General features: G+C 44.8%; 17 protein-coding genes. 3 read left to right on the top strand and 14 right to left on the bottom strand.

Annotated elements, in window-relative coordinates:
* Positions 1 to 114: 114 nt before the first annotated feature.
* The 6 genes from SRRS_RS01505 to SRRS_RS01480 form a co-directional block, all read right to left on the bottom strand.
* Positions 115 to 984 carry a DUF2156 domain-containing protein gene (locus tag SRRS_RS01505; protein ID WP_371365593.1) on the bottom strand — a complete coding sequence of 290 codons (870 nt, stop codon included), beginning with the start codon at positions 982 to 984 and terminating at the stop codon, positions 115 to 117.
* A 215-nt stretch (positions 985 to 1,199) separates the two neighbouring features.
* Complete coding sequence (locus SRRS_RS01500; RefSeq protein ID WP_371365591.1) at positions 1,200 to 1,568, bottom strand: VOC family protein; 369 nt, start codon at positions 1,566 to 1,568, stop codon at positions 1,200 to 1,202.
* Positions 1,569 to 1,655: 87 nt separating this feature from the next.
* Entirely contained in the window at positions 1,656 to 5,426 is a 3,771-nt protein-coding gene (locus SRRS_RS01495; RefSeq protein WP_371365589.1) for a phosphoribosylformylglycinamidine synthase, read from the bottom strand.
* 230 nt (positions 5,427 to 5,656) lie between these two features.
* Positions 5,657 to 6,649: an anion permease gene (locus tag SRRS_RS01490; RefSeq protein WP_371365587.1), complete on the bottom strand. Its 993-nt coding sequence runs from the start codon at positions 6,647 to 6,649 to the stop codon at positions 5,657 to 5,659.
* Entirely contained in the window at positions 6,642 to 7,271 is a 630-nt protein-coding gene (locus SRRS_RS01485) for a DUF47 domain-containing protein (protein WP_371365586.1), read from the bottom strand. Before SRRS_RS01485 ends, SRRS_RS01490 begins: the two co-directional genes overlap by 8 nt.
* Before the next feature lie 109 nt (positions 7,272 to 7,380).
* The gene (locus SRRS_RS01480) at positions 7,381 to 7,737 is read right to left on the bottom strand and encodes an EamA family transporter (protein WP_371365584.1); all 357 of its coding nucleotides are present in this window, start codon (positions 7,735 to 7,737) and stop codon (positions 7,381 to 7,383) included.
* 268 nt (positions 7,738 to 8,005) lie between these two features.
* Between SRRS_RS01480 and SRRS_RS01475 the strand changes: the two genes are divergently transcribed.
* Positions 8,006 to 8,701: a heparan-alpha-glucosaminide N-acetyltransferase gene (locus tag SRRS_RS01475; RefSeq protein WP_371365582.1), complete on the top strand. Its 696-nt coding sequence runs from the start codon at positions 8,006 to 8,008 to the stop codon at positions 8,699 to 8,701.
* A gap of 205 nt (positions 8,702 to 8,906) precedes the next feature.
* Here SRRS_RS01475 and gltA read toward each other — a convergent pair whose 3' ends face one another.
* From gltA to SRRS_RS01450, 5 genes are all read right to left on the bottom strand, one after another.
* Positions 8,907 to 10,292: an NADPH-dependent glutamate synthase gene (gltA, locus tag SRRS_RS01470; RefSeq protein ID WP_371365580.1), complete on the bottom strand. Its 1,386-nt coding sequence runs from the start codon at positions 10,290 to 10,292 to the stop codon at positions 8,907 to 8,909.
* Positions 10,285 to 11,175 (bottom strand): sulfide/dihydroorotate dehydrogenase-like FAD/NAD-binding protein, encoded by an 891-nt coding sequence (locus SRRS_RS01465; protein ID WP_371365578.1) that lies wholly within the window; start codon positions 11,173 to 11,175, stop codon positions 10,285 to 10,287. Before SRRS_RS01465 ends, gltA begins: the two co-directional genes overlap by 8 nt.
* A 127-nt stretch (positions 11,176 to 11,302) precedes the next feature.
* Complete coding sequence (locus tag SRRS_RS01460; RefSeq protein ID WP_371365576.1) at positions 11,303 to 11,971, bottom strand: hypothetical protein; 669 nt, start codon at positions 11,969 to 11,971, stop codon at positions 11,303 to 11,305.
* Between the two features lie 14 nt (positions 11,972 to 11,985).
* Positions 11,986 to 12,954 (bottom strand): DUF1858 domain-containing protein, encoded by a 969-nt coding sequence (locus SRRS_RS01455; protein ID WP_371365574.1) that lies wholly within the window; start codon positions 12,952 to 12,954, stop codon positions 11,986 to 11,988.
* A gap of 85 nt (positions 12,955 to 13,039) precedes the next feature.
* On the bottom strand, positions 13,040 to 13,438 hold the full coding sequence (locus SRRS_RS01450; protein ID WP_371365572.1) for a carboxymuconolactone decarboxylase family protein: 399 nt from the start codon (positions 13,436 to 13,438) through the stop codon (positions 13,040 to 13,042).
* Between the two features lie 167 nt (positions 13,439 to 13,605).
* Between SRRS_RS01450 and SRRS_RS01445 the strand changes: the two genes are divergently transcribed.
* The gene (locus SRRS_RS01445) at positions 13,606 to 13,830 is read left to right on the top strand and encodes a DUF1450 domain-containing protein (RefSeq protein ID WP_371365570.1); all 225 of its coding nucleotides are present in this window, start codon (positions 13,606 to 13,608) and stop codon (positions 13,828 to 13,830) included.
* Between the two features lie 165 nt (positions 13,831 to 13,995).
* Here SRRS_RS01445 and SRRS_RS01440 read toward each other — a convergent pair whose 3' ends face one another.
* On the bottom strand, positions 13,996 to 14,679 hold the full coding sequence (locus SRRS_RS01440; RefSeq protein WP_371365569.1) for a Crp/Fnr family transcriptional regulator: 684 nt from the start codon (positions 14,677 to 14,679) through the stop codon (positions 13,996 to 13,998).
* Positions 14,680 to 14,804: 125 nt separating this feature from the next.
* Positions 14,805 to 14,975: a DUF362 domain-containing protein gene (locus tag SRRS_RS01435; RefSeq protein WP_371365567.1), complete on the bottom strand. Its 171-nt coding sequence runs from the start codon at positions 14,973 to 14,975 to the stop codon at positions 14,805 to 14,807.
* Between the two features lie 212 nt (positions 14,976 to 15,187).
* Here SRRS_RS01435 and SRRS_RS01430 point away from each other — a divergent pair, with 212 nt between their 5' ends.
* The gene (locus SRRS_RS01430; RefSeq protein WP_371365565.1) at positions 15,188 to 16,741 is read left to right on the top strand and encodes a glycoside hydrolase family 26 protein; all 1,554 of its coding nucleotides are present in this window, start codon (positions 15,188 to 15,190) and stop codon (positions 16,739 to 16,741) included.
* Here SRRS_RS01430 and SRRS_RS01425 read toward each other — a convergent pair whose 3' ends face one another.
* Positions 16,742 to 18,427: a diguanylate cyclase domain-containing protein gene (locus SRRS_RS01425; protein WP_371365563.1), complete on the bottom strand. Its 1,686-nt coding sequence runs from the start codon at positions 18,425 to 18,427 to the stop codon at positions 16,742 to 16,744.
* Positions 18,428 to 18,443: the final 16 nt, after the last annotated feature.

Here is an 18,443-nt window from a genome sequence, read left to right as displayed (position 1 = left end):
ATTATACCACAATGAGCCAAAATGTATAGATGTCCGGTGAAAATTTTGTGACCTGCAGCCGCAAGCTGCAGGTCTTATGGCCACTACTCCTTAATATACCCTATTTTTCGTTTGCTATTTAGGCGTAACAACAAACTTTTCAATCATCTTGGCCGGATAGTACGACTCCTTGGCTTTACGTAATCCCTCAAGTCCCATATCTTCCTCCCGGTTGATAAAAGCCAAATGTTGCCAAGCGTTTTGGCAAAACTTTTGATTAATAACCGGATATACACCACGAATATCAGGATTGGCCTTTTCTACGTGAATGACAGCAGTATCGCTGTTTAATTGCTCTCCAAAGGTAAATGCCTCGACCTTTCCGCCAATTGTGATTAAACCTCCGGTCAGTCCAAGCTCATCCCAATGGGAAAATACTTCGATGATAGCATCCCTTTCCCCTTTAAGCGAGGGATCATCATCACAGCCTTTTTTCCGGCACCACTCCAATTGGGTCTCAATGCAACTGGCAGCCCAATCAGGTGTCAGCGGCAAATATTCGTGCTGTGGATAATTGCGCAGAAAGCTGTTAATATGATTCTTCTTGCCATGATATTTGCGTCCTTTTAGCTCAATTAAATCCTTACTATTATAAACATAATCAAAATTGTCCCGATCGGTTGTAAAGTTAAATTGGCCGGGCCGCCATTTTTCAAAAATGTCGATCAAAAATTTTTCTACACCGCTCATAATGAATGGCAGTCTTTCGGACGCAAAACAGGCTACCAGCTCTTCCAGCACAGACTCCATTCCCTCGCGAGGCCCAAATGGCTGCAGAATAAACTGCCTTCCCCCGTAACCGGCTCTAATCATTAGATAGCCATTGTTTTCGGTCCATCTTATTGAATATATATTGCGCCACATATATAAATTGGTGAAATTAAAATGTGCGTTTTCATAGCGCTGCTGCTTAAAATACTTATCAAACAGCGGTTTTTGCGCCAATGTAATCTCCTGGAAATCGATACTAAGACCCCCTAAATAATATCCCCATACCAAACTTGGGGTAAAGTTGTTTTAGTAGTACTTTACTATTATATGCTTGACGTCAGCTAGACGCAATATGAGGCAAAATGTAAACAGCTAAAACAAAATTTCTAAGTTGAGAACGATTCCTGTATGCCGCTGTCAACACCGGCATACAGGAACCGCCCTTATTTTTAAAGTTTCTGTACGAATTCCAACCGCTCGCCGTCCGGCCCGGTAAAGAACATAATCTTTTTGTCTTTAGATACCTTAGGTTCAGCAAATAGCAAAGGCACATCTTGCCGGCGGAGTTTAGCGATTTCGGCATCGATATCGGCCACGGCAAAGGCAATGTGATCCACCCGGCCGGCCTTACGCTCGCGTTCGATATCTTCTTTATATTGAATTAATTCGATTGTCAGTTGTCCCGATTTAATAAATTCCAACCGGATACGTTCATCCTGATAACTTTCTTCCTGCTGGCACCCCAGTACCGTTGTATAAAAGTTCAAGGATTTGTCAGCATCAGTAACTACTATACCTACATGGGCTACTTCGTACATACAAATTCTCCCCTCTTTAACAATCTCCCTCCACGATATTTGTGCAAACATGTAAAACCATGGAGGGAGTTTTTTCTGTTTTCTGTCCTATTTAAAGTATTTTACACCGGCGCTAAACAAACGCTGGTCTTTATTCCCGGGAATATTAGCAGCTACATTACTGCCATTGCGCTCTGAATGACCCATTTTGCCAAGTACCCGTCCATCAGGGCTGGTGATAGCCTCGATTGCGTGAAATGATCCGTTCGGATTAAAGCGTACATCATAAGTTGGACGGCCATCAAAATCAACATACTGGGTGGCAATCTGCCCGTTAGCTGCCAATCGTTCTATCTCTTCAGCCGTAGCATAAAAACGTCCCTCACCATGGGAAGCCGGAATACTAAAGACTTCCCCAGACTCAACATAATTCAACCAAGGTGACAGCGTCGAAATTATCTTGGTACTTACCATGCAGGAAATATGCCGGCCAATTTTGTTAAAGGTTAAGGTAGGACTACTATCGGTTAAATCACGGATTTCCCCATAAGGAACCAGGCCAAGCTTAATAAGTGCCTGAAACCCGTTACAAATACCCAGCATTAAGCCGTCACGCCGCTGTAAAAGTTCCGTAACAGCTTCCTTAATTCGTGGATTACGGAACATAGTAGCAATAAATTTACCGGAGCCATCAGGCTCATCACCAGCGCTGAAACCGCCTGGCAACATAACAATCTGAGAAGCAGCAATTTTTTGCGACAACACAGCAATAGACTCTTCAATATGACTTGACGTGAGATTGCGAATAACCAGGGTTTCGGCAATAGCACCCGCCTGCTCAAATGCCTTAACGGTATCATATTCGCAGTTAGTTCCCGGGAAGACCGGAATGAGTACCCGGGGTTTGGCTACACTGACTGTTGGCCGGCAGTTATTGCGTTTATTGTAATACGGGAAACTCTCTGGCTTGCCCGCAACAAGATCAGGATGAGCCGGGAAAACTTCTTCAAGTGGTTCCTGCCAAGCAGCCAATGCTTCGGCGAGAGTAATTTCAGTATCGTTAACGGCAATGACCTGCTGCGGTATTGTTTGTCCCAGTATTTGATAATCAAGCTCTTTTAAAATGACTTCTGCTTGTAAGTCGGCAGGTAGTTCAAGTACGATTGAACCATAGTCAGGTGTAAATAAATCTGTTTGTTTAGCTGTAAGCTTAATACCGATACGGTTGCCAAAAGCCATCTTGCTGACAGCTTCGGCGATACCGCCAAGTCTGACGGCCTGAGCTGCCAATACCCGACCTGCTTGCACAAGTTGATAAACGGTATCATAAGCCTTCGTTAGGGCTGTAAAATCAGGCAGTTCATCTTGTCCGCGGCGTACCGTAAGCAGTATAACTTGGCTGCCCGGTTGTTTAAACTCCGGCGAAACAACCTTCCGGACATCAACAGGAGTTACCGCAAAGGCGACTAATGTTGGTGGCACGTTAAGCTCGTTAAACGAGCCGGACATGCTGTCTTTACCGCCAATTGCCGGAATCCCCAACTGCTCCTGGGCGTAAAAGGCGCCTAATAACGCGCTGAAAGGCTTACCCCATTTTTCGCTGCTTTGGCTCAGTTTTTCAAAATACTCCTGTAAGGTCAACCGTATTGCACGGAAATTTCCTCCCAAGGCAGCAACCTTAGCCGCTGCCTCGACAACGGCATAGACTGCTCCATGGAACGGACTCCAAGAGGAAAGAGCAGGGTTAAACCCGTAGGTCATGATCGTGCCTGTAGTGGTTTCTCCTGAGAGCACCGGCAATTTGGCCACCATGCCTTCTACAGGGGTATCCTGGTGTTTACCGCCAAACGGCATGAGAACAGTGGCTGCACCAATGCTGCTGTCGAACCGTTCTACAAGACCTTTTTGACTGCAGACATTTAGTTCTTGCAGGGTATTCAGCCATGCTGTCTTGGTACTTTCAGGGGTTACATTCTTAGTGTGCCGCGTGAAGTAGGTATCAGCAGCAGGTGCGGCCACACGTATTTCGGTATGTTGTTTAACACCATTGGTATCTAAAAATTCCCGTGCCAAGCTGACAATGGGCTTGCCGCGCCAGAGCATGGTCAGCCGCTTATTGTCGGTGACCTCGGCCACGATAGTAGCTTCCAGGTTCTCGGCATCGGCATAGTCCATAAAGGCCTTAGCCTTCTTGGCGGCAACAACAACTGCCATCCGTTCCTGCGACTCGGAAATAGCCAGCTCGGTACCATCTAAGCCTTCGTACTTTTTCGGGACAGCGTCCAGCTTGATCGTCAAACCTTCCGTAAGTTCACCAATAGCTACTGATACACCGCCGGCGCCAAAATCGTTGCATCGCTTAATCATAGTACTGACCGCCGGATGGCGGAACAGACGCTGTATTTTCCGTTCTGTCGGCGGATTGCCTTTTTGCACTTCGGCTCCGCAGCTTTCAAGCGATTCCTCGGTATGCGCCTTCGAAGAACCGGTAGCGCCGCCGCAGCCGTCACGGCCCGTCCGGCCGCCAACTAAAATTACGACATCACCGGCCGCAGGAACCTCCCTAATAATATTTTCCTTAGGAGCAGCAGCTATAACTGCGCCAACTTCCATACGTTTGGCAATATAGCCCTGGTCATAAACTTCAGCAACCTGGCCTGTAGCCAAGCCAATCTGGTTGCCGTAGGAACTATAACCGGACGCCGCACTTGTGGTAATCTTGCGCTGAGGCAATTTGCCGGGCAAGGTTGATTCCAAAGCGGTACGAGGATCACCACTGCCGGTAACCCGCATCGCCTGGTAAACATAAGACCGGCCTGAGAGCGGGTCACGGATACAGCCCCCCAGACAAGTGGCAGCACCACCAAACGGTTCAATTTCAGTAGGATGATTGTGAGTTTCATTTTTGAACATAACCAGCCAGTCTTCGGTCCGACCATCGATATCGGCAGGAACAACGATGCTGCAGGCATTGATCTCTTCCGATTCATCCAGGTCGTTCACTAAGCCGCGTTTTTTCAGGTCTCTCGTTGCAACCGTAGCAATATCCATTAGATTAATATCGCGCTGGACAGATCTGGCGCCATAGACAAAGCTGCGGATCTCATCATACTTTTGCCAAGCTGCTGCAACCGGACGGCTATACCGGCTATCCTCAATATCAACTTTTTCAATTTTCGTATGAAATGTAGTATGGCGGCAATGATCTGACCAATAAGTATCAATAACTTTTATTTCAGTAATTGTCGGATCGCGTTTTTCCGTATCCCGGAAATAAGTTTGGCAGAAGGCCAAATCGGGCAAACTCATGGCAAGCGCCCGCTCTTCGAGGAAGTTAGCCAAGCCATCTTGAGACAGATTTATAAACCCGGTAAGCACATCGACATCAGGAGGAATCTCTGCCTGCATTTCAAGGGACTGAGGTTTCTCCAGCCCTGCTGCCCTTGCTTCGACCGGGTTAATGCAGTATTCCTTAACTTTTACAAGCTCGTCATCCGAAACTTGACCTTCCAGCACCAGCACCTTGGCTGTACGAATTTCCGGGCGTTCCTTTTGCGTAAGAATCTGCACCGATTGAGCCGCCCAGTCGGCCCGCTGATCATATTGGCCCGGCAAATATTCCATGGCAAAAACTTTAGCTTCTGTCGGAGCAGTAAACTGCTCAAGATATACTATATCGACCGGCGGTTCGGAAAATATAGTATCAAGGGAAGCAGAGAATTCACTGTCACTAATTCCACTGATATCATAGCGGTTTAGCACACGTACTCCTGTTAAACCTGCTATACCAAGATGATGTTTTAAGTCAGAATATATGCCTTCGGCTTCTACGGCAAATCCCGGCTTTTTCTCAACAAATATACGGCGAACAGCGCTCAAGCGAAAATACCTCCTTAAATATCACAGACGGGAAGTATCCCGTCCTGGAATGCTAATTTAACTGGCCTTACATTAGTGGAGTTGATACCTAAGCTGATGTAGTCACTAAGTATTTACAGCTAGATATTATTATAATTATAATGACTTGACTCTATAAAGGCAAGATTATGCAAAAAAGCAGCCCTGCGCTTACGCCTTGAGCTGCTATTGGTATTATATGTACTTATTTATTACATAAATAAATTTAATACTTTATACATGAGAGCACTTGTAACGGCACTAAACGGAATAGTTAGTACCCAGGCAAACAACATTTGTTGAGCAACACCCCACCGTACGGCAGAAACCCGTTTGGCGGAACCTACACCCATAATAGAACCTGATACTACATGGGTAGTACTTACAGGTAAGTGTAAGTTAGTGGCTATAAAGATAACCATAGATGAATTCAAATCGGCAGCAAAGCCGTTGATGGGCTCCAGTCTGAATATTTTCCCACCCATCGTTTTTATAATTTTCCAGCCGCCTACTGCCGTACCACAGGCCATAGCTGTCGCGCACGCTACTTTCACCCAGGTAGGTACTTCCAAGGACGGAATTTGACCTGAGCTTACGAGTGCTAACGTTATAATACCCATAGCTTTTTGCGCATCGTTTGAGCCATGAGAAAAAGACATCATACTGGCAGATAATAACTGCATTTTTCTGAAGCCTTCGTTTATCTTGCCCGGCTCGTGTCTGCCAAAAATCCACATCATGGCAATCATCATAAGATAACCGCCAGCCATAGCAATAAGTGGCGACAATACAAGGGACAACACAATTTTTTCAACACCGACAAAGTTAATAGCATTAACCCCTGCGCCTACCACTACCGCACCTAAAACACCACCCACAAGCGCGTGGGAAGAACTGCTGGGAATACCTAGCCACCAGGTAATCAAATTCCAGACGATAGCACCGAATAATGCAGAGATAATAACAGGCTGGTTTACTAAGGAAGCTGATTTTACAAGATCACCGCCAATGGTTTTAGCAACCCCGGTGCTATACAGCGCGCCGGCAAAGTTAAGGATAGCCGCAAGTATTACAGCGTGCTGTGGCTCCAGTGCACGGGTAGACACCGAAGTGGCAATTGCATTAGCTGTGTCGTGAAAGCCATTAATATAATCAAACGCCAGCGCAAAGAAAACCACAACATAGACTAGCGTTAAATCAGGCATATTTCACGATTACTCCCTTTAATAAATTTGCAATATCCTCACAGATATCCAGAGTTTCTTCAAGTTGAGACAAAATTTCTTTCCATTTGATTATTTCAATAGGATCAGTGCATTCTCTGAATAGTTTTGCCAGCTCCTGGCGATATAACCTGTCACCCTGAGCCTCATACTCAACAATTCGGTCACAACGTTCTTCCAGTTTGTCTTTTTGCTTCTTAATCTCTGGCAAGTGGGTAAACGCCTTATCAATCTGTTTAGCGCTTTTGCCCACAAGTTCGGCAAGCTCCCTGGCACCTTCAGAAGCAGACCCGGCATTATATAGCTCCATGCGTTCAACTGCGCCTTGCATACAGTCAATAACATCATCCAATTTGTGGGCAATGCTATAAATGTCCTCCCGGTCGAGCGGCGTTATAAATGTTTTGTGTAGAAGGCCGACAATCTTAGCAGTATTGCCGTCAGCTTTCTTTTCGAGTTCGTCAATATTAACCATTAATTCAGACAGATCGCTGCCGCGGTTCAACGCTTCCTGCAGAATATCTGCCGCATCCCGGATAAGCTGAGTGTTCTCTAATAGATAGCCATAGAATTTCTCTTCACGCGGCTTTAAGCCAAATCCCATACTTAGCCTCCTCAATTTGTCGGATTCAAACTGATTATAGCATATTCTCTCGCTATTTGTTAACTAATTGTAAAGAAATGTTATTATTCGATTAATTTAGTATTAACTATTATGACCTTGCAACAAGAAAAATTCCGCTTAATATCAATACTAATCCACCCAGCCTGAGCGGCCCAATTGCTTCATGAAATAAAAAATAAGAAGCAATAAACACTAGAACATACCCAAGACTAATCAATGGATACGCATAGCTGAGTTCCACCGTGCGCAAGGCATAAATCCAGAGAAGGGTACTTACTGCATAAATTGCTAATCCGGCAATAATCGGCCATGCAGCAATTACCTTGTCAGTAAGTGAACCTGTATCTGGAATGCGGGCAGCTCCATATTTGAAGGCAACTTGTCCAACAGCACCAATTAACACCGACAATAAGATAATATAAATATCCTTCATTCCCGAAACCACCTGTCTGTAATAGGCTCTGCCCCAAGGAGTTCAGAGCCTCTTATAAGTTATTATATTCCCTTTTAGTTCATGTATTCCTGCAAATAAATTTAAATGCTATTTCACTTTTCTGGTGCATCTGAGAGTCAAACACTGCCATACTATATCATAATTTGCCAAAAAACTTGTCAAAGTTTTTATACATTATCCTGATAATTATTACGAAAATTAGTATAAGGATAGATTGCATGAATGAGCAAAGCTGCATCCTGTAAGGGAGGACATTGTCGTGCCTAAAACTGTCCGCATTGCGGAAATCGATTGTTGTAGAGGAATTGCCATTTTGCTAATGATAGTTTTTCATTTAGTTTTTGACTTGGCCTATTTTTATCATTGGCCTCTTACCTATTTAGATGGTTTTTGGTACTACCAAGGTAAAACTGCGGCAATTCTGTTTATGTTGTTATCAGGAATAAGCAGTTTGTTCAGCAGTAATCCATTTCGCCGCGGGATTATGATTTTGGCAACGGGAGCGGTTATAAGCATGGCAACCTATTTTTACGACCCAGCTTCGTACATAAGGTTCGGCACTCTGCATCTGCTGGGAGTAGCCATGCTCGCCTCCCCCCTCTTTATACAATTAAAGGCCGTGGAACTACTAATTGCCGGTACAGTCATTATCGCAACCGGGAGACTGACAGCTACGCTTACCACCCCCACCACATACCTGTTACCGCTGGGTATCAGTCCGCCTGATTTCGCTTCGCTGGATTATTACCCTTTGATCCCCTGGCTGGGCATAGTGTTATACGGTATGGCAGCCGGAAAACTGATATACCGGAATAAACAACCTAAGTTCCCGGCAGCCGGCGCATACCGCCCTGTGCAGTGGTTAAGCCGGTTAGGGAAACATTCGTTAATAATTTATCTTGTGCATCAACCGATACTATTGCTGTTTTTGCTGGCCGTTTATAAATTAAAATAAAAATGCAAGCCGTTACCCCATTAGCACCGTTAATCAATCAACAACATTCCCGTTAACGTCACCTCACCTAATAAACTACATTTTCTTCAAATCTTTCTCCATAAAGAGGCCTATGCTGCCACAACACAAAAGAACCACTTACTGCCTTTAAGCAGCAAGTGGTTCTTAAGTTCTACAGGGTATTCAAACCCCCGTTTATTTATATCTATTTTTTCCCCATCAGCATTTCGTCAATCGCTTTGGCGGCTTTTTTGCCTGCACCCATTGCTAGAATTACGGTAGCTGCGCCAGTTACGGCATCGCCACCGGCGAAAACGCGCTCGCGGCTGGTAAGGCCTGTTTCTTCATCGGCTACAATGCATTGCCACTTGTTGGTTTCCAGGCCGACAGTAGTCGAGGAGATAAGCGGGTTAGGCGAAGTGCCTAAGGACATGATAACAGTATCCACATCCATGACAAACTCGGAGTTAGGTACTTCTACCGGTTTTCTCCGACCGGAAGCATCTGGCTCACCCAATTCCATTTTGATGCAGCGTAAGCCGCTTACCCAGCCTTTATCATCAATGATAACTTGGGTCGGATTAGTCAGTACGTCGAAGATAATGCCTTCTTCTTTAGCATGATGTACTTCTTCCACCCGGGCCGGTAATTCGGACTCCGACCGGCGGTAAACGATATGGGTTTCGGCGCCAAGGCGGGCAGCAGTTCTAGCTGCGTCCATAGCCACGTTGCCGCCACCGACTACAGCCACTTTTTTACCTGCTTTGATAGGAGTGGAATAGTCCTCTTTAAAGGCTTTCATGAGGTTATTACGGGTTAAAAACTCATTGGCGGAAAATACGCCGTTGGCATTTTCACCTGGAATGCCCATGAACTTAGGCAGACCTGCCCCGGAGCCAATGAATACCGCTTCAAAACCTTCTTCGTCAAGAAGCTGGTCGATCGTTACTGTTTTGCCGATAACAACGTTGGTTTCAATGGCAACGCCCATTTTCTTAAGATTTTCAATTTCACTCTTTACCACTGTTTCTTTAGGCAGACGGAATTCAGGAATACCATATACTAATACACCGCCTGGCTCGTGCAAGGCTTCAAAGATAGTAACCTCATAACCTTTACGGGCTAAATCACCGGCGCAGGTCAAGCCTGCCGGGCCGCTGCCGATAACAGCTACTTTTTTGCCGTTTTTCGGTTCAACTTGAGCCGTATCTACGTTGTTCTCCCGAGCCCAATCGGCAACAAACCGTTCCAGTTTACCAATGGCTACAGCTTCCCCTTTAATACCAAGAATACATTTGCCTTCACATTGTGATTCCTGGGGGCAAACCCGGCCACAAACGGCAGGGAGCGCACTGGCCTCTGCAATTACTTTGGCGGCTTCAGCAATTTCACCTTTTTTTACATGGCTGATAAACCCGGGGATATTGATTGATACTGGACAGTCGCCCACACATTTTGCATTTTTGCAATTTAGGCAGCGAGAAGCTTCCTGGGTAGCTTCCTCGAGTGAATAACCCAGACACACTTCTTCAAAATTAGTAACCCTTTTTTTCGGGCATTGTTCGCGTACAGGTACTCTTGTTTTACTCATGATGATGACCTCCGCAGCAACCACCGGTATGCTTATGGCTTGATTTTTCCGCTTCCAACACAGCCCGGCCTTCTTCGGTTTTGTACATAGCTTGACGGCGCATAGCTTCATCAAAATCAACTAAATGCCCGTCAAACTCGGGACCGTCAACACAGGCAAACTTAATCTCTGAACCGACAGTAACCCGGCAAGCACCGCACATACCGGTGCCGTCTACCATGATTGGATTTAAGCTGATAGTTGTTTTTATATTATATTCTTTAGTCAGTTTAGCAACGAACTTCATCATAATCATTGGACCAATGGCAATTACATGGTCATACTGAGCACCATTGTCAATAAGGCCCTTGAGGACTTCCGTTACAAGACCTTTATGGCCATTTGAGCCATCATCGGTTGTAACATATACAGTAGCGCCAAGCGCTTTCATTTCATCTTCTAAAATTACCATTTCTTTGTTGCGGGCACCTATAATGACATCAACTTGGACACCTTGCTGCTGTAACCATTTTACTTGAGGGTATACAGGTGCGGTACCAACGCCACCGGCAACAAATACTATCTTTTGCTGCTTTAATGCTTCAATGTCTTCATGGATAAATTCTGAGGCTTGACCAAGCGGGCCCGCGAAATCACTAAAGTTATCGCCAACTTGGTATTCTGCCATCTCTAGGGTTGATTTACCTAAAGTTTGGAATACAATTGTAACTGTTCCCTTGGCAGCATTATAATCGCAGACAGTCAGCGGAATCCGCTCGCCTTTTTCGTCCATTTTTACAATTATGAATTGACCGGGCTTCGCAGATTTTGCTACCCGCGGGGCTTCTATTTCCATCAGATAAATCTGAGGAGCAAGCTGCCGTTTCTCAACTATTTTGTACATCTTACCCTTCCTTCCCTGCTTCGACAAATTGTAGCATGAGTAGACCATCAGCATTATACCATATCCGACCAAATTTAGAAATGTGAATAAAGTGTAGGGAAAAGCCGCAGCAGCCGCTGCGGCTTAGTTATACCCGGGTAATCTCGAATTTGTTAAGTTTATCACCTAGTTGAGTGTCAGATGTCTGTTTAAGGGCAAATCCGGGATTGAGAGTATTGATAAACGCAGTCAGCCATTCGTTATAGAGGTTCTTCATCAGCTTACTGTCCGTCCCTGCCCGCTTCCAGTTAGGTTCCTGCAGACAAATCTCACTTTCCCAAACCATTTTATCCGGTGTGTTTTCCACTATGCTGTCAGCCTGATCACACGGCATACCATTAAGATAATAATCGTTCAAAACTTTGTACAGTCCAGGGGCAGTAGAGGTGTCATACTTGCCCTGTGCCTCGGCCTGGCGGGCACAATGGGCACCATGGTCGCGAAAGGCTTTGCGGGCCGCATCGACTGCGGCATCACCGCAGTTATCAACAAGCGTCTGGATGAAAGCAGCCTCCCGGGTCTCGGCCACATTAATCTGCCGTTGCAGCCAGCCATGAATATTGCTCTGGTCAATGAACTCTTTCAAATCAGCATCCGGCAGAGGCTGACCATAACTTTGCCATGCCTGGGAACGGGCCTCTTCGGCGGTTTCGGCACATAAGTTTTCGGCCTTTAGATAAATGATATTTTCCCGTTCAATAACATGACGGATCTTGTTATATAACCAATAATGGATCGGGGCTAAAAAGGCACTCATCGACAGATTCCTCCTTAGTTATTTGCCGGCACTACTTTATTAAGCGCTGCCAGCAGTTCTGTAATATTGATGCCATGAATCCCGGCGGCTTGCTGAACAGGTTCACCAGCCGAGGACGGGCAGCCAAGGCAACCCATGCCGAAAGCCCGTAAAACCGGAATTGTTTGTGGATAAACACGGATAATGTCGCTAATGACGCTGTCCTCGGTAATAGGATCACCAAACACCAAATTGCCTTCCGTCAGACCGCCTGGCCGTGGAATAATCTTTTCTCCGGCTTCTGACTGCGATACCTTAGGCTCGGTTTCAGCACTTTTTTCACCATAGAATTCAGCCAATACATCTGCCTTAAATTTTTCAAAGCCGATTCTCTCGATAAATTGACCAATCCGCTCAATATCAGCATGTTTTTGATAGTACTGGATAACTATATCGACAATGCGCAGGGTATCATCATAGTTTAAACCTGTAATCAGTCTGTCCGCCAAACGCGGATGAGATCCGGCTGACCCCCCAACATAAACGTCCCAGCCTTCGTCGGTGCCAATAACGCCAACATCCTTAACAACCGACTCACCACAGGAATTAGGACAGGCGGAGACCCCCAGTTTAATCCGGCTTGGCATTTCTTTTTTAACATATCTTCTGTCCAATTCTAAGCCTAATTTTATGCTGTCTTGTTTTCCGCGTTTACAAAATGCGTTACCCGGGCAAATTTTCACACTGCGTACACAGTTGGCAAAACCCAAAGCAGGTTCTACACCAATGTCTTGCCAGATATTCTCGATATCTTCAGCTTTAAGTCCGGTAATCATAATGCGTTGAGCCGAAGTAAGCTTCATAGTACCACCATACTTTTTGGTGACATCCACATATTTTTGCATTAAATCAGGTTTAATAAAACCGCCGGGCAAATCCGGAGTTATGGCGTAAGTCTTTCTTCCGTCACGAATTTTTTGCAGGTTTGCTCCTTTTGGCAGCATACTGCCACCTCCTCATAATTTATTCTTAATTTAAGTTAACGTAAATTAAGCGGTTACTTATTTTTTGTCGTTTATTCAGTTCTTATTAATGGTCGCCGGGCTCGCCTTCACGATACGCAGTTTGATAAATAGTGTCCATATATTTTATTAACGGATTTACCTTAACAATGGTCGGGGCACCTTTCATCCATACCTGCTGGCGAAACACCTCAATAATTTCCTCGCGTGTCGCACCATGATTTAAGGCTTTTAATAATTCCAATTTGGCGCGAACGTCGTCATCTCCGTAAATAGCGGTAGCCAGTGCAATAAGATATCTGTATTTCAGGGGAATAACCCCTTCACCCCAAACGGCGTGATGATAATCGCCAATAATTTTTTGCATATCTTCACCTAAGTCACCGGCTCCCATCCCGCAGGGAGGCACAAATCCGAACTGTCTCTTAAACTCGGCAATCATTTGCTGCTTATCAAGGTTTGCCATACTATTATCTCCTTCTATTGGTTTGTTTGATTATATTGTAATAAAAAAACGGCTCCCATTCGTTGGCAAATATCACGGTCTGCTGTGATTTTAGTCACACTATTGTACATAGTTTGCCGTTTTCAAGCCGAAACTAATCTTTGAAAAAAACTGGAGGAGATAATACTATGAATACATTACAGTTTTGCGAAAACAACATAAAGCATGAGGGAATGGAAGACTTTGTGGAGAAATGCCGTTCTGATTTCAAAAATGTTGCTATATCAATAGAGCCATGCCTGGGTGAGTGCGGTGACTGTGCCGAATTATATATAGCAATGGTAAATGACAGCTTGGTAACAGGTGATACTACCCTCGCTTTGTATGATGAAATTGAAAATATCCTTAGATAAAGAAAACACGGCTTGCGCCGAGCCTTTGGCGAAAGCGGAAGCCGATGTTGCCCTTATCCAGGCGGAAAGTTATACTTTCCTACAGGATAAGACAAAAAGCGCCGGAAAGGCGCTTTTTCTAACCAGATTTGCTTGTTGTTAGAAGGTTTGACAGCAAGTACACTTTTACATATCACGGTAACGGTTAAGGCGTTTTTCGTCTAAAATCAAAATTTGCTGGTCAACAAGATCAATAACCTTATCTTTTTTCATAGAACTAAGGACCCGGCTGACAGTCTCTCTGGTGGTACCGACCAAATTAGCTAAATCCTGGCGCGTCATGTCAACATCAATCTGTATGCCGCCGGCAACCGGCCGGCCATATTGATGGGACAGCCTGATGAGAATTTGAGCTGTACGGGTTAATGTGTCTGATAATGCCAAAGTTTTAATTTTGAGTTGCACATGCAGCAGCTTTTTATTCATTACCCTGATAATATGTAAGGCTATCCGTGAATTTTCGGCAACCACATTTTCTAAATCCATGTTTTTTATAATGCCGATAACAGAATCCTCTAAGGCAACGGCGGTTGCCGGATAAGGCCCGTGATTAAAGAGCAAAACTTCGGCAAAAACTTCGCCGGGCCCCAGAATATTAATAATATGTTCCCGCCCGTCAGATGCCATTTTCACAATCTTTACTTTGCCGTTTTTTACATAATGAAAGCCTTCTCCAGGCTCACCTTCCATAAAAATAATCATATTTTTCTTGTAGCGGCGTTCAATCGTAACTTCGCTGATCGCTGCCAAATCGGCCGGAGCCAATTCCTCAAAAATGGGTATATGTTTCAAATACTCAAATTCTACCATGTAAAATCGCTCCCCACCATTACCTCGTAACAATATGTCTTTTTCTTATTGTATCACAAATTTAAAAGTCCAGCTTGTCAGTTATCCTGACAAGCTGGACTCTTTTCATTTACTATTTTGCCGCCTTAGCCGGGACTGATAGCACCAACCGGACACACTGCTGCACAGGCGCCGCAATCGATACAAGTACCCGGGTCAATTTCGTATTGAGTATCGCCCTCCGAAATAGCTTCAACAGGGCAAACCGGAGCACAGGCACCACACTTGATGCACTCAGAGCTTATCTTATATGCCACTATTCTTCCCTCCTTTTTTCCTATACCGCCATACCAGCGGTTTATGTTAAGTATACTCCGTTCAGCCGGGTTTGTCAGTGATGCAAATCATAGTGTGCACGGCTTATATATTAGTATCCGCATTTTAGTATCTTTTAGCGTATCATTATTAAGGAAATTGTTGCTTTTTATGATATAATTAATTGTTTAAAGAAATAGCAAGGGAGTCAATTATGCGATATTTTCATTGTTTAACAATCGCTCTGCTGGTGGCTGCAACCCTATCAGCACCAGCAAATGCCGCATCAATCATTAACGGCGAATACACCAGCTTTCCTCCGGGTCCGGAGGATGACTATAAAGTTACCTGCTCTGTCGATAACCGTTACGAGCGTTTAACCGATTATGCCAATGGCTATTCCTTGCTGGTTCCCCAAGGGTTAACGGTAGATGCCTCCTTATCACCGGTAGTTACAGTACTGACAAATGACAATCTGCGTATTGAGATATACTATGATAACTTTGCCGGAACTCAAGCTACTACCGATGACTATATTAGTTTTAGCAACAAATTTATCAATAACACGCAGGAACATAAGTTGCTGCAAGAGGAAAATTATCGGCAAAACGGATTTAGCATTCACCTGTTAAACTGGACACGACGCAAACTCAGCCATGTTCCAAATGATAAGAATTACTATTCCAGTATTGAGCTGGTAAAAAGTCAAAATGAAGTCTACACTATTTTCATTAAGTCCACCCAACCAATCGACAATGCGCAAGAAATTGCCGCGAGCTTTACATTGACAGAGAAGCGGGGAAAATCGCGTTTTGCCATACCCATTAGCCAGGGACACACTCCGTTAAATGACGAAACCCGGGGATTTTATGACAAATATTTTAGTGCAAACAGTCCGCTGCGCTGGGGAATTTTTGAGCCAGCCGCCCCTCAGGAATTCGAAAAGCTGGATACTCTGGAAAAACAACTTAATTACACTTTTCCTGTCCTGGTACGGTATCAGTCTTTCGATGAAAACTTACCCATCATCGCCCTTAGATCGGCCTATGAGCATGGAAGAACTGTGGAATTAACGTTGCAGACAGGTTATAACTTTGTTGACAATTCAAGCGTCATTTATGATATTCTCGCCGGAAAATACGATGATTATTTCACACTTTATGCCCAGCAATTAAAAGCATTTGGACATCCTGTACTGTTTCGCCTGAACAATGAGATGAACGGTGATTGGTGCTGGTATTCTTCAGCTTACTACAGCAAGGATGCTGAATTGTATACAGCATCTTGGCGGTACATTCGCCATATTTTTGACGAGAACGGTGTTGACAACGTTTTATGGGTTTGGAATCCACATGATTTATCATTTCCAGACTTTAAATGGAACCATTACCTAAGGTATTATCCCGGGGATGAGTATGTCGATATCATTGGCTTGACAGGCTATAATACCGGTAATTACTTTGCTGGAGAAAAGTGGCGCGAATTCAGCGAAATTTATCCTTCCATTTATGCTGAATATGATCAGCATTTTGCCAAGCCGTTTATGATTACTGAATTTGGTTCTAATTCGGCTGGCGGCAATAAAGCAGCCTGGATGGGAAAGATGTTTGACCAGATGGGCAGATTTACTAAAATAAAAATAGCCGTTTGGTGGAACGGCATTGATTGGGATACATCCGGCAAACCGGGGCGTATTTATCTATTGGACGAAACGGAAGAAACTACCGCAGCCTTCAGAGAAGGGCTGCAAAAGTTCAGTCGGCAATAATTAGGAACGCCCGCGGGTACGCTTAATTGACCACATAATAAATCTACGAGCCTCTACCCTATTCATAGCCTTATACCTATCCAAGTCAGCTTCTGCCTGTCGCCATACCAGTTTCAGATTCTCGTCCGCTCCTGCAGGCGCAGCACCAATGGTTATACTCAGCGGCAGCTCAGGCTTACGTAAATTATGAAGGTCTAAATAATATTTTATGTCTTTTTTTACGTCTTCCAGCATATCGGCACCAACACCTGTTAATAACGCGACAAACTTATCTTCGATACGGGTAGCAAGACATTCCTCGCCCGCAATAATTTTAAGAATATCGTAGGCGGCAAGGATAGCCTCATCTCCCATTTTCTTACCTAAAAAATCATTAATTACCTTGATACCATCAAGACTGAATATGATAATAGCGGTATCCGGCTGCCCTTCGTGGGCAGCTATTATTTTTTCAAAATCCGCTCGGGAAGGCAGCCCGGTTAGGGTGTCCGGTTCCGGCATTTTATCCGCTGATTTTGTTGCTGCCGGAGCTTCCGGAAGTGGTATAGCGGCAGGCGTTATTTGTTCTACCGGAGTTACGGTTCGTGTACTTACTGTCGGCGTCGTCAGCCCTTCCGGAGGTCCAGATGTTTTCCTTATGGCCTGTGCTATCGGATTGGCCTGAGTTGCCGGAAAATCATTAAGCAGAAGCTCCTGTTTATTCTTAGGTATTTCTGTGACTTCATCTAAAGTATTTTTTGCTACAAACGGTTTGCCTCCAGATTTATAAGCAGCGTTCGCTAAAACCCTGTCAATAACTATGGCAGGTGTTACATCTGCTATAGCCGCCGGTTTGTTTCTCGCTGCCAGTTGATCCCGGGGTTCAAGCTCCTCGAACTTTTTACTGACGCGGGCAAGTTCTTTAGTCAAACGATCAATGGGATCTTCGTGATTTTCCGGCAATGGAGCAGGTTTGCTTGCTTTTTTGGGAACGGACTTCTTACTTATCACTGGCCTTACATTCTCTGCTGGAGCTTGGCGGCGTAAGAAGCAGACAGCAAATAATAGTGGTATCGCTCCTACCAAGTACACTCCACCCAGCCACACAAGCCAACGGCCAATTGCCGGTTTGCCGACAATAGTGGCGGGAATTAATTTAGCCGCCATAGAATCAACAGCAGCTTTACTGATTACTCCATAGATTACTCCAATTCTCTCTCCCTGAGAGTAAACAGGTGTTGCCAAAATAACAACATCCTGTTCTTGTTCCCAGGCGATCCCCGATATCTGTCCTACGTATTCACGGCCGGCAGCTGATTCGCTAAAAAAAAGATTATCCTTAATGGACAGGGCGCCAGTCCGGCTGGTATCAGCCACCACGTTGCCGTTAGCGTCGGCATAACCTAACGCTAATAAACCGGTTCCCGGTTCCAATAATGATTGGAACTCTTTACTCATCACTGAAGTGCTTGCAGTTAATACCGAATTCAGCTTGGCTATTCCGCGTAAATGTGCAGTTTGATTCGCTAACCAGGCGGTAGCCGCCTCTGCCCTAAGTTTGTCAAGTTCTTCTCTCTGTACGTTATTAATACTGAGTGATTGGTGTTGTTCAACATAAACAACCTCAGCAATAAAAATTAGCGGCAGCAGAACTGCCGCGACAATTAGCCCTTTTATATACCTAGCCGTTGAACCAACCTTAATCAATGCCATCCCTCCGTAG

This window comes from Sporomusa rhizae, from assembly GCF_041428845.1.
In the GTDB taxonomy this organism is placed as follows: Bacteria; Bacillota; Negativicutes; order Sporomusales; family Sporomusaceae; genus Sporomusa; species Sporomusa rhizae.
The sequence above is the reverse complement of the archived record's forward strand: the minus strand, read 5'-3'. Positions and strand labels throughout refer to the sequence as shown.

Bases quoted from the DNA above. Each gene is read 5' to 3' on its own strand.
- SRRS_RS01500 (WP_371365591.1), bottom strand. From the start codon at position 1,568: ATGTACGAAGTAGCCCATGTAGGTATAGTAGTTACTGATGCTGACAAA.
- SRRS_RS01490 (WP_371365587.1), bottom strand. From the start codon at position 6,649: ATGCCTGATTTAACGCTAGTCTATGTTGTGGTTTTCTTTGCGCTGGCG.
- SRRS_RS01485 (WP_371365586.1), bottom strand. From the start codon at position 7,271: ATGGGATTTGGCTTAAAGCCGCGTGAAGAGAAATTCTATGGCTATCTA.
- gltA (WP_371365580.1), bottom strand. From the start codon at position 10,292: ATGAGTAAAACAAGAGTACCTGTACGCGAACAATGCCCGAAAAAAAGG.
- SRRS_RS01465 (WP_371365578.1), bottom strand. From the start codon at position 11,175: ATGTACAAAATAGTTGAGAAACGGCAGCTTGCTCCTCAGATTTATCTG.
- SRRS_RS01460 (WP_371365576.1), bottom strand. From the start codon at position 11,971: ATGAGTGCCTTTTTAGCCCCGATCCATTATTGGTTATATAACAAGATC.
- SRRS_RS01455 (WP_371365574.1), bottom strand. From the start codon at position 12,954: ATGCTGCCAAAAGGAGCAAACCTGCAAAAAATTCGTGACGGAAGAAAG.
- SRRS_RS01450 (WP_371365572.1), bottom strand. From the start codon at position 13,438: ATGGCAAACCTTGATAAGCAGCAAATGATTGCCGAGTTTAAGAGACAG.
- SRRS_RS01445 (WP_371365570.1), top strand. From the start codon at position 13,606: ATGAATACATTACAGTTTTGCGAAAACAACATAAAGCATGAGGGAATG.
- SRRS_RS01440 (WP_371365569.1), bottom strand. From the start codon at position 14,679: ATGGTAGAATTTGAGTATTTGAAACATATACCCATTTTTGAGGAATTG.
- SRRS_RS01430 (WP_371365565.1), top strand. From the start codon at position 15,188: ATGCGATATTTTCATTGTTTAACAATCGCTCTGCTGGTGGCTGCAACC.